This is a genomic window from Actinomadura sp. DC4 (assembly GCF_030406325.1).
GTDB lineage: Bacteria > Actinomycetota > Actinomycetes > Streptosporangiales > Streptosporangiaceae > Actinoallomurus.
Genome location: NZ_JAUEQY010000028.1, coordinates 23,362 through 36,347 on the forward strand (window position 1 = coordinate 23,362; position 12,986 = coordinate 36,347).

Genomic DNA, 12,986 nt, shown 5'->3' on the forward strand with positions numbered 1-12,986 from the left:
CGGCGGCCGGCGAAGGCCAGAAGCTCTCTCGAACGGACCGGCGGAGACCTGTCCCGCTCGGTGACATCCAGAAACCGGATGCCGCGCCGCGGGCGAGTTCGACCCGTCCTGACCGCCCGCCGGCTCACGTGAACAGCAGGACGCCGAACGCCGCCACACCCGCGACCAGCCATGCGACATAGTCGCCGATGTGGCCCGAGTGCAGCCGGTGCAGCCGGGCCGCGCGCGGTACGCGGCCCCGCAGGCTCACCACCGCGACGCCGAAGGCCAGCACCACCGCCAGCACGCCCGACAGCACCCCGGACGAGCTCCACGGCGTCGGAGCAGGCCCCTCCAGGTGCGTGTACGACGCGACCGCGTGCCCGACGACCTCCCCCGGCAGCAGGCCCACCAGGACTCCGGCCAGTGCCAGGACGGCTCCCGGAGCGACCATCGTCCACGGCAGCCGGGACAGCTTGAAGCGCGTCTCCGCCTCCTCTCGCGCACCGGAGTCGGCGGACGATCCCGTGCCCGCGCCACGGAACACCCGCAGCCACACCCGCAGGACCGCGCCCGCGGTCAGGGCCGACGCGGTGACCGCCAGGGCCGTCAGCCACCAGCCGCCCGCCTCCTCCATGACCGCCTTGCCCGCCCACGTCCCGTACGGCGGCAGGCCCGCCAGCCCGAGCCCGCCCAGGAGGAAGATCGTCCCGGCCACCGGCATCGACCGGCCCCGGCCGTGCAGGTCGTGCTCGTCCACGGTCTCGAAGCGGTTCAGCAGCAGGCCCGCGCCCGCGAACAGTGCCGCCTTCACGCCCGCGTGGCCCAGGAAGTACGTCGCCGCTCCGGCCAGCGCGTCCTTGTCCAGCAGGCCGACGCCGACGAGCAGCAGCCCGACGTGACTGATCGTGGAGTACGCCAGCAGCCGCTTGATGTGCCGCTGCAGCACGCACATCACCCCGCCGAGCAGCGCGGCGGCGGATCCGAAGACGAGCAGCGCCGTCCGTACCTCCGAGGCCGGGATCGCGTGCGCGAAGCTCAGCACGTACGTGCGCAGGACGGCGAAGACCCCGAGCTCGACCATCACGCCGGAGAACAGCATGCACACGGGCGTCGGAGCCACCGCGTGCGCGTCGGCCAGCCAGAAGTGGAACGGCACCGCCGCCGCCTTGACCAGGAAACCGGTGCAGATGAACGCGAACGCGAGCGTCACCAGCGCGTCGTCCCGTACCAGGCTCTTCCCGATCGCCGTGAAACCGAGCTGTCCCGTACGGGCGTAGACCAGCGCGATCCCGGTCAGGGTGAAGTACGCGCCGAGGGAGTTGACGATGCCGAAGTTCAGCGCCCCGTGCACGGTGTCCGGCTCCTCGGACTTGTAGCCGGTCAACGCGTACGCGACCACGCTCATCAGCTCGAAGAAGACGAACGCGTCGAACAGGTCGCCGGTCAGCACGAACGCGCACATCGCCCCGGTGAACAGCAGCATCAGCGCGTGGAAGATCGCCTGGACCTCGGCGAAGTAGCGCCACGACACGATCAGCGAGGCGAGCGCCACGGCCGCGACCGTCAGCGCGAGACCGAGGCTGAGCGGCGACGCCTCCAGCGCGATGCCGACGCCCTCGTGCCATCCGCCCAGCCAGACGGTGGTCCCGCCGGAGGCCAGGACGACGCCGAGCAGGACGATCAGCGCGGCGACCGTGAGCGTGGCCAGCGCGTCGACCGCGACGCGCGGCAGCCACCGCCCGGTCCCGGCGAGCAGCGTGGCCACGAGGAACGGCAGCCCGACCGCGATCTGCAGGATCATGGTTCGAGGGACCGGAGCCGGTCCGGGTCGACCGTGCCACGCCGCTTGGCCACCTGTACGGTCAGGGCCAGCAGCAGCGCGGTCACCGTCGCGCCGACCACGATGTCGGTGAGCGTCAGCGCCTGCACGACCGGGTCGACCACGTCGCGGGTCGGCTTGACGTCGGAGAAGACCGGCGCGGTCGCGTGACGCCGGTAGCCGATGGTCAGCAGCAGCACGTACGTCGCGGACTGCGCGACCGACAGGCACACCACGGCGTGGACGAGGTTGCGGCTGGTCACCAGCCCGTAGACGCCGATCAGCAGGATCCAGCCGGGGATCAGGTACGGCAGATGGCTCACTCGCTCGTCCTCACCGGTAGCGCCTGCTCGAAGAACTTGGCCAGTACGAGCACGACCGCGCAGCCGACCTCCAGGCCGACCGCGGCGCTCATCGCCGTCACCTGCCCGGCCGCGGCGAGCGCGAGCAGCACGAACGCCCCGGCCGCCACCGCCTCGCCGCTTTCGAACATCGGGATCGGCCGGACCCGCGCCAGCGCGGGATAGTCGCCCGCCAGGTAGATGAGATGGATCGCGCTGCCCAGGACGATGCCGCCCTGGAAGCCGCCGCCGGGCGACAGGTAGCCGTGCGCGACGATGTACACGCCGGCGACCAGCGTGACCGGCAGCAGCAGGTACCCGGTGATCCGCAGCGCGTCGAACACCTCCGCCGGCCCGTACGCGTGCGATCCGGCGGTCTCCTCCCGTACGTCGCGCAGCACGACGACGGCGGCCAGCGCGGACGCCATGAGGATCAGCTCCTCGCCCAGGGTGTCGAACGCCCGCTGGTCGAAGTTGATCGAGGAGACGACGTTCGGGGTGTGCCGCCGGATCGCGTTCGGCAGCGTGCGCTCGCCGTACGGGTGCCAGGCGCCGCCGAAGCCGGGCAGGTCCACCGTCCCGAGGACGAACAGCACCGCGACGCCGGCGCCGCCCAGCAGGAAAAGGATCAGCCGTCCCCGGGGGCTCACGGCTCGTCACCGTCGTCCGGCGAGCGGACGTGGTGGCGGCGGATCGCGTGGATCGCCAGGATCACGATCAGCGGGACGACGACCGTGCCCACCGCCGCCTGCGACATCGCCACGTCCGGCGCCTGGAGCACGACGAACAGGATGCCGAGCACGAGCCCGTACGCCGACAGCACGATCGCCTGGCGCGCCGGGTCGCGGGTGAGTACCACCGCGGTCGCCATGAACGCGGTGAGCAGCAGCGCGGCGGCGACGACCGGCTCATCCATCGCTCGCCCGCATCGTCGCCCGTCCCGCGGTGATCACCGTCGCCGGACCGGTGACGAACAGCAGCGCGCCGATGATCACCAGCTTGGCGACGTCGTGCCAGGACGACCAGGACGCGAGCGCGAGCCCGGCGATGACCAGCGGCGTGGCCAGCACCGAGGCCAGGGAGACGAAGTGCAGGCGCAGGTAGCGGTCGCGCGTCAGCAGCAGCCGTACGGCGGCGAACGCGCACACCGCCGCGCCGGCCCAGATCAGCAGCGTGCTCATACGGTCCGCCCGAGGAAGCGCGCGAACACCAGCGAGCCGGCGAACGACAGCAGCGCCACGACGAACGCCGCGTCGAGGTAGGCGGGCCGCCCGTACCCGGCGGCCAGCAGCAGGAGTACGAGCGTGGCGGCCGGTCCGGCGAGGATCAGCCCCGACAGCCGGTCGACCGGCTCGCCGCGCAGCGTCGCCAGCAGGCAGGGGAACAGGGCCGCGACCAGCAGCGCGAACGCCGCCGGCAGCGCCACGCCCAGGGGGCTCATCGCGACACCGCGCGTTCGGCGGGTGACGGCCGCGGGGAGATCCGGTGCACGACGAGGATGTTCCGGTCCGGGTCGACCGCGGTCACGAAGGTGCCGGGGGAGGTGGAGACGGCCAGCGAGGCGAAGCCCCGCAGCGCCGCGGCCCGGTGGTCCTCCGGCAACGGCAGCTCCGCGAGGCCGCCGCGCGGCCGGACCAGCCGCACCGAGTCGGCGAGGATCTGCGCCGGGATCGGGAGCGCCCACCGCAGCCACCCGGGGCGGGGCCGGTAGCGCTCGGGGTTGTCCGTGCTCAGCAGTGCGCGGCGGGCGACGACCGCGGCGGCGGCCGCCGCGGCCGAGGCGAGCGCGCCGACGACGAGCTCGGTCACGGAGATCTTTGAGATGACCGCGAGGTAGGTGGCGAGCAGTACCGCCCACCACACCGCGGGTTCGGCGAAGTCCCGTCCTGTCATGCCGCCGACCGTTCCCTCTGGACGCGGTTCGATGCGCGGCGCTGGTCAGACGGCCCTTTCCCGTACGGCGACCGAGGTTGTTACCGGCCGGTAACACATTTTTGGGGCGTATGGGGCCTTTGGTGAAATGGCCGGATTGGGACGTTCCAAAAGCCTTGCGGCGATTGACAAAGCTTGTCAGGGTTTTTCGTGGCTAGGCAGCCGGTTCTCACCCCCCGCTCCGGCGGCCGCAGGGAGGCCGACCAGGTCTGCGTGTGCCGCCGGGAGCCGAGCGCCAGTGCCCACGCCACCCGGGGCACGTCATCCGGGCGTGCCCGTTCCCCTGGGAGGCACCTTGCGGTTTCACCCCAACCGGCGTACCGGACTGACCGTCGCGGCCGCCGGAATCCTGGCGGCCGCCGCCGCACCCGCGGCGCACGCGGCCACCCCGAGTCCCACCGTGCAGGCGAAGACGGCCACCACGCTGGCAGAACAGCTGGGTTCCCGCTCCGCGGGCTCCTACCTCGACGCCTCGCACAAGCTGGTCGTCAACGTGACGACCGCGGCCGACGCGAAGACCGTACGGGACGCGGGCGCCACGCCGAAGACCGTCGCGCGCAGCGGCGCGCAGCTCGCCCAGGCCAAGAAGGCCCTGGAGGAGACGGCGGTTCCCGGCACGGCGCGGATGACCGATCCGAAGACCGATCAGGTCGTCGTCGCGGTTGACGGCTCTGTCACGGGCGCCCGTCTCACGAAGGTCGAGAAGGCCGCGTCCGCACAGGGAGCGGCCGTCCGGATACGTCACGTGAGCGGCAGGTTCCGCCCGCTGATCGCCGGCGGCGACGCGATCTGGGGCAGCGGTTACCGCTGCTCGCTCGGGTTCAACGTGACCACGAGCGGCGGTGCCGCCGGCTTCATCACGGCCGGGCACTGCGGCAACGTGGTCGGCACGTGGTACTCGGACTCGGGCGAGAGCAGCGAGCTCGCCACGACCGGCACCAGCGTGTTCCCCGGCAACGACTACTCGATCGCCACGTACACGGGCGGCGCCGCGCACCCCAGCGAGGTCGACCTGTACGACGGCTCGACGCAGGCGATCACCGGCGCGGGCAACGCGACGGTCGGCGAGTCGGTCCAGCGCAGTGGCAGCACGACCAATGTGCACGGCGGCACCGTCAGCGCCACGGACGCGTCCGTGACGTATGAGGAGGGCACCGTCAACGGGCTCATCGACACGGACGTGTGCGCCGAGCCCGGCGACAGCGGCGGCGCGCTGTTCGACGGCGGCACGGCACTCGGCCTCACCTCCGGCGGCAGCGGCGACTGCACCTCCGGCGGCGAGACCTTCTTCCAGCCGGTCCCGGCCGCGCTGAGCGCCCTGGGCGCGAGCATCGGCTGACCGTCTCCGCTCATGCGGGGCCTCGCCATCCAGGCGGGCCCCGCGCTTTATTTGACAGCACGGTCCACTAAGCCTAGTTTCGTGTGCATGGCCCGTACGAAGGAGTTCGATCGCGACCGGGCGCTGCGCCGGGCCGTGGAGGTGTTCTGGGACCGCGGCTACGAGGCCGCCTCCACCGAGGACCTCCTCGCCGCCATGGGCATCGGCCGGCAGAGCATGTACAACGCGTTCGGCGACAAGCGGCGGCTCTACCTCGAGGCGCTCCGGCACTACCAGGCCGAGTCCGGCGCGGAGATGTTCGAGCGGCTGAGCTCGGCGGACTCGCCGCTGTCGGCGCTGGCCGGCGTCCTGCTGGAGGTCGCCCGGCAGACCGAGGAGGAGCGCCGCCGCGGCTGCATGGCGGTCAACGCCAGCACGGAGTTCGGCCAGGGCGACCAGGACGTCGGCGCGATCGTGGGCGGAGGCGTGGACCTTTGCTACGCGTCGTACGAACGCCTGCTGGCCTCGGCCAAACGCGCCGGCGAAGTGCGCCCTGACCTGGACGAACGGGCCGCGGCACGGTTCCTCTACTCCACTCTCGTCGGGATGCGCGTGCAGGCGCGGTCGGGCGCGACGCCCGAGACGCTGCACGACGTCGCGACCGTCGCCATCGACGGGCTGCGCGCGAGATAGACCCCGGTGTCGCCGATACCGGGGCATTCTTGTGCCTTCATTTTGGACAGCACAGTCAAGTAAGGATGATGATCATGAATGGACGACTGAACGGCAAGACCGCGCTGGTGACCGGATCCACCAAGGGGCTGGGGCGGGCGGTCGCGAACGCCTTCGCCGCCGAGGGCGCCCACGTCGTCCTCACCGGGCGGGACAAGGCGGTCGGTGAGAGCGCCGTCGCGGAACTGCGCGCCACCGGCGGGCGGGCCGACCTGGTCGTGGCCGACCTCACCGAGGGCCTGTCCGCCGCGCGGCACGTGGCCGAGGAGGCCGAGCGCCTGCTGGGCGGCCGGGTCGACATTCTTGTCAACAACGCCGGTGTGTTCCCGCTCGCGGCCACGGCCGACTTCGACGAGGAGACCTACGACCGGACCTGGACGGTGAACGTCAAGTCGGCGTTCTTCCTCACCGCCCGGCTCGCCCCGGCCATGGCCGCCCACGGCGGAGGCGTGGTGCTCAACCTCGGCTCGATCGTGACCTCCCACGGCCTCGCCGGCTCGGCCCTCTACAGCGCGACGAAGGCCGCGGTCGAGTCGCTGACCATGTCCTGGTCGGCCGAGTACGGTCCCCAGGGCGTACGGGTCAACACCATCGCCCCGGGCCTGGTGCTCACCGAGGGCACCACGGAGGGCGCCGAGCACCTCGAGGCGATGGCGGCGCACACTCCGGCCGGCCGCCCCGGCCGCGCCGAGGAGATCGGCCCGCTCGCGGTCTACCTGGCGAGCGACGACGCCGCCTACGTCCACGGTTCGTCCTTCACCCTGGACGGCGGGTGGACCACCGCCCGCCGCTGATCGGGGACGCCGGCCGTCTTTCTCCGGTGACGGCTGAACCCGGCGGCCGTGCACCGCGTACAGGGCCGTGGAGGTGTCCGATGACGACCATGACCCCCACGGCCCCGCCGACCGTACGGCTGCTGGCCGCCTACCACGAGTCCGGCCGCGCGGCCGGACTGCGGGACCACCTGGAGAGGCACGGCCCGGTTCCCCCGCCCGCCGCCGGGCAGCACCTGATCGAGGACCTGGAGGAGGCCGGGCTCACCGGCCGCGACGGGGCCGGCCTGCCCGTCGCGCGCACGCTGCGGGCCGTCGTCTCCTCCGGCCGTACGCCCGTCGTGGTCGTCGACTCCGCCGATCGCGAACCGGCCGGCGGCAAGGACCGGCTACTGCTCGCGATCGCGCCCCACCTGGTCCTCGACGGCGCCGTCCTGACCGCGATCGCGGTGGGCGCCGACGAGATCGTCCACGGCGAGGAGGCGGCCGCCGCTGTGGCCGAGCGGCACCGGGCCGGGCTGACCGGCACCCTCATCCGGATGACGCACGCCGGCCTCGACCGCGAGGACCCGGTGGCGGTGGACGGCCGGGCGTACGCCGAGCGCCCCTATGTGGTCGGCGGGCGGCCGAAGCTGGTCCTCGACGCGGAGACCTGCGCCCACATCGCCCTTATCGCCCGTCACGGGCCGGCGTGGTTCCGCGCGTGCGGCACCGAGGAGGCGCCCGGCACCGCGCTGTTCACGGTCTCGGGCGCGGTCGTGCGGCCGGGCGTGGTCGAGGCCCCGACCGGCACGAGCGTCGGGGCCCTGCTGCGCATGGCGGGCGGGCCGTCCGAACCGGTGCAGGCCATCCTGACCGGCGGCTACTCCGGGACCTGGCTGCCCCCGGCGCTGCTGGAGGTGCCCGCGACGCCGTCGCTGCTGGCCCGCGCCGGCGCGACGCTCGGAGCCGGCATCGTGATCGCGCTGCCCGCGCGGGTGAGCGGCCTGGCCGAGTCCGCACGGGTCCTCGGCTGGCTCGCGGACCGGAACACCGGCCGGTGCGGGCCGTGCCTCACCGGCCTGCCCGCCGTCGCCGCCGACTTCGCCGCGCTCGCCGCCGGCACCGCGGACGAGGCCGTCCGGGGGCGCCTCGACGCCCGGCTGTCGATGCTAACCGGCCCGGACGCCTGCCGGCACTCCGTCGGCCCGGCACGCTTCGCGATCAGCGCGCTGCGGGTGTTCGGATCACCTGGCGGGGCGGGTCACTGATCTTGTTCGTCCAGCTGCCGGCTGAGTACCTGTACGGCATGGGTGAGCAAGGCGACCTTGGTCTCGAGCTGGAGAATGCGTTCCTCCAGCAGGGCCGGCGAAGGGGCGCGGACCCCGACGTCGATCTGCCGTGTCATCGTTCCTCTTCCTCTCTCGCGGCACGGGTGATGGCCCCGTGTGGTCAGCCCGGCAGCACCGGCTCGATCCGGTACAAGGCGGGCTGTGCCGCCCGGCCCTCCGCCGCGTGGTGCCGGAGGCCCGCCACCGCCGCGACCAGGTCGCGCGCGGTGACCAGTCCGACCAGCCGCCCGTCGTGGCCCGTGACCGCCACGAAGTCGAGCTGAGCGGCCAGCATCGCCCGCGCGGTCGCGGCGACCGAGTCCGCGACGGTGACGCAGGGGGGCGGGCGCCGGTCAACGACCGTGCTGACGGGCATCCGCATGCGGTCGGGCCCGCCGCCGTCCCAGGCCGCGGCCATGGTCTCGGCGTCGAGGACCCCGATGCAGTGCCCGTCCGTACCCACCACCGGGACGTGGTGGAAACCGCCCTGGCGCATCAGCTCCCACGCCATGAGCGTCGTCTCCTCGGCCGCGACCGTCAGCACGTCGGTGGACATGACGTCGGAGACGAGGTTCTCCTCGAAACTCGAAGTCATCGAGTGGCCTCCAGATAAGTCGGATGGATGCGCCGCCCGCTGACGTACTCACCACGGATCCTGACGAAGTACCCGAGCCCGCCGGGCGCCCAGGACCGGAGGGGGAGCCGGGAGAGACGCTCGACCTCCGTGGCGACGCGTACGACCCGAGCCTCTCCGATCACCGTCACCGACCAGCCCGAACGGCTGCCCGGCTCGAAGGCGTCCGCCTCGAACGCGACGACGGCGTCACGTGTGGCCGACACCAGCTTCGAGTCGGACGGCATCGAGATGATCACGTCGTCGCCGTCGAAGACGAAGTGGACCGGCTGGATCGCGGGCAGCGCGCGGTCGGTGAAGACCACCCGCCCGAGGGTCACCGACCGCATGAGGGCGAGGCAGTCGTCGCGATCGAGGACCTCGAGCCCGTTCGCGTCGAGTCTCATGTCTCGATGCTGCCCCCGGGCCGTACCACCCGGCAGGGGCGAAGGTCCCGCCGCGCCGGGCTTTTCTCCGTGGCGGGCCACCGGCCAAAGACCTTCGCCGGCCGGCGCCGAGGAGTCGCGGGCACGGTCGGCGGGGTAGGACTGACGAGGGACTCGCGAGGTCCTACCTGAAATGCCGCCTGACCTCTTGTTTCATACTGGTTTGAGCGGAACGTGAACACAGGACGGGAGGCATGGATCATGCCCCCTGAGCGGCAGCCCGGCGAGGACCGAGCCCGCATGGTGCTGCCCCAGCTACGACTGGACGATCTGCTCGCGGAGCTGCAGACGCGGCTCGCCGCCGTGCTGGCGACCCGGGACCGGGTGCACGCGCTGCTGGAGGCGGTCGTCTCGATCGAGAGCGACCTCGAGCTGGAGACCGTGCTGCGGCGGATCGTCGAGGCGGCGACCACACTGGTCGACGCCCGTTACGGCGCGCTCGGGGTGATCGGAGAGGGCAACCGGCTGGCCCGCTTCGTGACCGTCGGCGTCACCGAGGAGGAGATCGCCGAGATCGGCTCCTGGCCCACCGGCCAGGGCATCCTCGGCCTGCTGATCAAGGAACCCGGCCCGCTGCGGCTGGCCGACCTGTCCGCGCACGAGGCGTCCTCGGGCTTTCCCGCCGACCACCCGCCGATGCGGAGGTTCCTGGGAGTGCCGGTACGCGTGCGCGACGAGGTGTTCGGCAACCTCTACCTCACCGAGAAGGCCGGGGGCGGGGAGTTCGACGAGGACGACGAGAGCGTGGTCGCCGCGCTCGCCACGGCCGCCGGAGTGGCGATCGAGAACGCCCGCCTCTACCAGGACGCCCGGCAGCGAGAGCGCTGGCGGGAGGCCTCCGCCGAGGTCTCCACCTCGCTGCTGTCCGGCACCGCCCCGGCCGAGGTGCTCGCGCTGGTCGCCCGCCGCGCCCGGGAGATCTGCGACGCCACGTTCGCCACGGTGTCGCTGGCCGACGGTGACGAGATGACGGTCGAGGCGGCCGACGGCGACAATGCCGAGGCGCTGATCGGCCGGCGCGTGGAGATCGACGACGTCGTGGCGCGCCCGGTGTTCCGCGGCGGCGACTCCCTGATCCTCGGCGACACCGCGGAGGCCGCGCGCGGCCTGCGGTCGCCGCCGCCCGTCCCGATCGGCCCGGCCCTGATCGTTCCGCTCGGCACGGGCCCGTCCGTACGCGGCGTGCTGTCCGTGGCCAACGCCCCGGGCCGGCCGGCCTTCACCGAGTCCTCGCAGCGGCTGCTGGAGGCGTTCGCCGCCCAGGCGGCCGTCGCGCTCGAACTCGCCGAACGCCGCCGCGACGCCGAGCGCCTCGTCCTCCTGGAGGACCGGGACCGCATCGCCAAGGACCTGCACGACACCGTGATCCAGCGCCTGTTCGCCACCGCCATGACGCTGATGAGCGCGATCAAGATCACGCAGCGTCCGGACGTCGCCGTACGGGTCCAGCGCGCCGTGGACGACCTGGACGAGACGATCCGGCAGATCCGCTCGACGATCTTCGCGCTGCAGACGACGCCGGGCGACCGGCCGACGCTGCGCAACCGGATCCTCGCGGTCACCGAGGGCTTCACCGAGAGCCTCGGGTTCACCCCCGCCGTACGGCTGGAGGGCCTGCTCGACACCACGGTGAGCGACGAGATCGGTGAACAGCTGATCGCGGTGCTGCACGAGGCGCTGTCCAACGTCGTACGGCACGCCCGCGCCGGCCGCGTCAGCGTGGCCGTGGACGCGGCCGACGAGCTCGTACTCGTGGTCGAGGACGACGGGATCGGCATCGCGCCCGGCGGCCGGCGCAGCGGCCTCCGCAACCTCGCCGCCCGCGCCGGTGACCTCGGAGGCTCCTTCGCGACGCGCGACCGGGAGGGCGGGGGCAGCGTGCTGGAGTGGCGCGTGCCCCTGCCGGCCCCGTCCGGCTGAGCCGCTGGGAGGCGAGCGGCCCCGCACTTGGGACCTTCGGCCTCTTATGAGTCACCGGCCGTCGCCGCGAGGCTGAGGGAGCAGGCTCGCGGCGGTGCAGGGGGTACCCGCCGCACGCGCCGACCATGAGGAGAACGACATGATCCAGCCGATCGTCGTCGGTACCGATGGTTCGTCCCGCGCCGACCTCGCCGTGGAATGGGCCGCCGACGAGGCCACGCTCCGGCGGCGTCCGCTGCACGTCGTCCACGCCGCGGAACGCTGGGAGCCGGATGTTCCCTTCCACCTGGCCCCCGGCATGTGCGAGTCGCTCACCGAGACCGGGGAACGCGTCCTGGCCGAGGCCGCCGAGCGGGCGGCCAAGGCCCGCCCCGGCCTCCGGATCACCACCGAGCTGATCTTCGGCTCGCCGTCGCGCGTGCTGCGGTCGCTGGGCGGCCGGGCCGAGGAGATCGTCGTGGGCGTCCGCGGCCTCGGCGGCTTCGACGGCATGCTGCTCGGCTCGACCGGCCTCCGGGTCGCCGGTCGGGTCCCCGTACCGCTGATCGTGGTGCGGGGCGAGCCGGGGGAGTGCCGCGCCGAGGTGCTCGCCGGCGTGGACCTGTCCCCGGCCTCGGCCGAGATCCTGAGGTACGCCTTCGAGGCCGCGGCGCTCCGCGAGGCGTGGGTGCGCGTGGTCCACGTCTGGCACGTGCCCGCCGCGTTGCGCACCATCTCGGTCCGCGAGACCGCGGCGGTGAACCAGGAACGCCTCACGGACGCCGTCGCACCCTGGCGGGCGGCCCACCCCGGGGTCGGCGTGGTCGAGCAGACGCCGTGCGGCCACCCGGTCGGCGCGCTCGCCGAACGCTCCTCCCGCGCGGCCCTCCTCGTCGTCGGCGCCGCCGGCCGCGGCCCCTGCCTCGGCCCGGTCGCCCACGGAGTGCTCCAGCACGCCGCGTGCCCCGTCGCGGTCGTGACAGCCCAAGAGTGACATGGGGTGACGCGGACTTATTCGACCATGTCCACCAGGTCGGCGATCGAATTGGTGATCCGGGACGGACGGAACGGGAAACGGTCGACGTCGCCCGCCGCGGTCACGCCGGTCAGCACGAGAATGGTGTACAGGCCCGCCTCCATGCCCGAGACGACGTCGGTGTCCATCCGGTCGCCGATCATCGCGGTCGTCTCGGAGTGACCGCCGACGGTGTTGAGCGCGCTGCGCATCATCAGGGGGTTCGGCTTGCCGACGAAGTAGGGCGTGACGTTGGTCGCCTTGGTGATCAGCGCCGCGACCGCCCCGGTGGCCGGCAGCGAGCCCTCGGCCGACGGGCCGACCGGGTCGGGGTTGGTCGCGATGAACCTCGCCCCGCCGTCGATCAGCCGGATCGCCCGGGTGATCGAGGTGAAGCTGTACGTCCGGGTCTCACCGAGGACGACATAGTCCGGGTCGATGTCCGTCAGGACGTACCCCACCTCGTGCAGCGCGGTCGTCAGCCCGGACTCGCCCAGGACGAACGCCGAGCCGTGCGGGCGCTGGTCGCTGAGGAACTGCGCGGTCGCCAGCGCGGAGGTGTAGATCGCGTCGACCGGTACCTCCAGCCCCGCGGCCTTCAGCCGTACGTGCAGGTCACGCGGCGTGTAGATCGAGTTGTTCGTGAGTACGAGGAACCGGCGGCCGGCCGCCGTCAGGCGGGACAGGAACTCCTGCGCCCCGGGCACCGGCCGTCCCTCGTCGACGAGCACCCCGTCCATGTCGGTCAACCAGCATTCGATCTGCTTGCGCTCGCTCATAGGCTCAATATCCCCTAACGACGTGAA

Annotated in this window: 17 protein-coding genes; 6 read left to right on the forward strand and 11 right to left on the reverse strand. The window is 72.7% G+C overall.

Features of this window, described 5'->3' with window-relative positions:
- Positions 1–124: 124 nt before the first annotated feature.
- The 7 genes from QWU11_RS35645 to QWU11_RS35675 are packed head-to-tail and all read right to left on the reverse strand — an operon-like array spanning position 125 to position 4,035.
- On the reverse strand, positions 125–1,783 hold the full coding sequence (locus QWU11_RS35645; protein WP_290118918.1) for a complex I subunit 5 family protein: 1,659 nt from the start codon (positions 1,781–1,783) through the stop codon (positions 125–127).
- Entirely contained in the window at positions 1,780–2,124 is a 345-nt protein-coding gene (locus tag QWU11_RS35650; protein ID WP_290118919.1) for a cation:proton antiporter subunit C, read from the reverse strand. Before QWU11_RS35650 ends, QWU11_RS35645 begins: the two co-directional genes overlap by 4 nt.
- Positions 2,121–2,792 carry an MnhB domain-containing protein gene (locus QWU11_RS35655; protein WP_290118920.1) on the reverse strand — a complete coding sequence of 224 codons (672 nt, stop codon included), beginning with the start codon at positions 2,790–2,792 and terminating at the stop codon, positions 2,121–2,123. The genes QWU11_RS35650 and QWU11_RS35655 overlap by 4 nt, the downstream gene beginning before the upstream one ends.
- Positions 2,789–3,058 (reverse strand): hydrogenase subunit MbhD domain-containing protein, encoded by a 270-nt coding sequence (locus QWU11_RS35660; protein ID WP_290118921.1) that lies wholly within the window; start codon positions 3,056–3,058, stop codon positions 2,789–2,791. The genes QWU11_RS35655 and QWU11_RS35660 overlap by 4 nt, the downstream gene beginning before the upstream one ends.
- Positions 3,051–3,323, reverse strand: coding sequence for a monovalent cation/H(+) antiporter subunit G (locus tag QWU11_RS35665; protein WP_290118922.1), 273 nt, complete (start codon positions 3,321–3,323; stop codon positions 3,051–3,053). The genes QWU11_RS35660 and QWU11_RS35665 overlap by 8 nt, the downstream gene beginning before the upstream one ends.
- Positions 3,320–3,583 (reverse strand): MrpF/PhaF family protein, encoded by a 264-nt coding sequence (locus QWU11_RS35670; protein WP_290118923.1) that lies wholly within the window; start codon positions 3,581–3,583, stop codon positions 3,320–3,322. The genes QWU11_RS35665 and QWU11_RS35670 overlap by 4 nt, the downstream gene beginning before the upstream one ends.
- A complete protein-coding gene (locus QWU11_RS35675; RefSeq protein WP_290118924.1) occupies positions 3,580–4,035 on the reverse strand; it encodes a hypothetical protein in 456 nt (151 codons plus the stop codon). The genes QWU11_RS35670 and QWU11_RS35675 overlap by 4 nt, the downstream gene beginning before the upstream one ends.
- 334 nt (positions 4,036–4,369) lie before the next feature.
- Here QWU11_RS35675 and QWU11_RS35680 point away from each other — a divergent pair, with 334 nt between their 5' ends.
- The 4 genes from QWU11_RS35680 (at position 4,370) to QWU11_RS35695 (ending at position 8,147) form a co-directional block, all read left to right on the forward strand.
- A complete protein-coding gene (locus QWU11_RS35680; RefSeq protein WP_290118925.1) occupies positions 4,370–5,413 on the forward strand; it encodes a S1 family peptidase in 1,044 nt (347 codons plus the stop codon).
- 87 nt (positions 5,414–5,500) lie between these two features.
- Entirely contained in the window at positions 5,501–6,085 is a 585-nt protein-coding gene (locus tag QWU11_RS35685; protein ID WP_290118926.1) for a TetR/AcrR family transcriptional regulator, read from the forward strand.
- Between the two features lie 74 nt (positions 6,086–6,159).
- Positions 6,160–6,918, forward strand: a complete 759-nt coding sequence (locus tag QWU11_RS35690) for an SDR family oxidoreductase (RefSeq protein ID WP_290118927.1) — start codon at positions 6,160–6,162, stop codon at positions 6,916–6,918.
- Positions 6,919–6,998: 80 nt separating this feature from the next.
- Positions 6,999–8,147, forward strand: a complete 1,149-nt coding sequence (locus QWU11_RS35695; RefSeq protein WP_290118928.1) for an SLBB domain-containing protein — start codon at positions 6,999–7,001, stop codon at positions 8,145–8,147.
- On the opposite strand, the gene QWU11_RS35700 is transcribed toward QWU11_RS35695, so the two are convergent.
- Genes QWU11_RS35700 through QWU11_RS35710 form a run of 3 tightly spaced genes read right to left on the reverse strand, consistent with a single transcriptional unit; the run spans position 8,141 to position 9,227 of the window.
- Positions 8,141–8,284: a hypothetical protein gene (locus QWU11_RS35700; RefSeq protein ID WP_290118929.1), complete on the reverse strand. Its 144-nt coding sequence runs from the start codon at positions 8,282–8,284 to the stop codon at positions 8,141–8,143. The two genes, QWU11_RS35695 and QWU11_RS35700, sit on opposite strands and share 7 nt — an antisense overlap.
- A 44-nt stretch (positions 8,285–8,328) precedes the next feature.
- Positions 8,329–8,802, reverse strand: a complete 474-nt coding sequence (locus QWU11_RS35705) for a CBS domain-containing protein (protein WP_290118930.1) — start codon at positions 8,800–8,802, stop codon at positions 8,329–8,331.
- Positions 8,799–9,227 carry a pyridoxamine 5'-phosphate oxidase family protein gene (locus tag QWU11_RS35710; RefSeq protein WP_290118931.1) on the reverse strand — a complete coding sequence of 143 codons (429 nt, stop codon included), beginning with the start codon at positions 9,225–9,227 and terminating at the stop codon, positions 8,799–8,801. Before QWU11_RS35710 ends, QWU11_RS35705 begins: the two co-directional genes overlap by 4 nt.
- A gap of 240 nt (positions 9,228–9,467) precedes the next feature.
- On the opposite strand from QWU11_RS35710, the gene QWU11_RS35715 reads away from it, so the two are divergent.
- Together QWU11_RS35715 and QWU11_RS35720 are read left to right on the forward strand one after the other, a co-directional pair.
- A complete protein-coding gene (locus QWU11_RS35715) occupies positions 9,468–11,186 on the forward strand; it encodes a GAF domain-containing protein (protein WP_290118932.1) in 1,719 nt (572 codons plus the stop codon).
- Between the two features lie 139 nt (positions 11,187–11,325).
- Entirely contained in the window at positions 11,326–12,159 is an 834-nt protein-coding gene (locus QWU11_RS35720) for a universal stress protein (protein WP_290118933.1), read from the forward strand.
- A gap of 17 nt (positions 12,160–12,176) precedes the next feature.
- Here QWU11_RS35720 and QWU11_RS35725 read toward each other — a convergent pair whose 3' ends face one another.
- The gene (locus QWU11_RS35725; protein WP_290118934.1) at positions 12,177–12,959 is read right to left on the reverse strand and encodes an HAD-IIA family hydrolase; all 783 of its coding nucleotides are present in this window, start codon (positions 12,957–12,959) and stop codon (positions 12,177–12,179) included.
- Positions 12,960–12,986 lie beyond the last annotated feature (27 nt).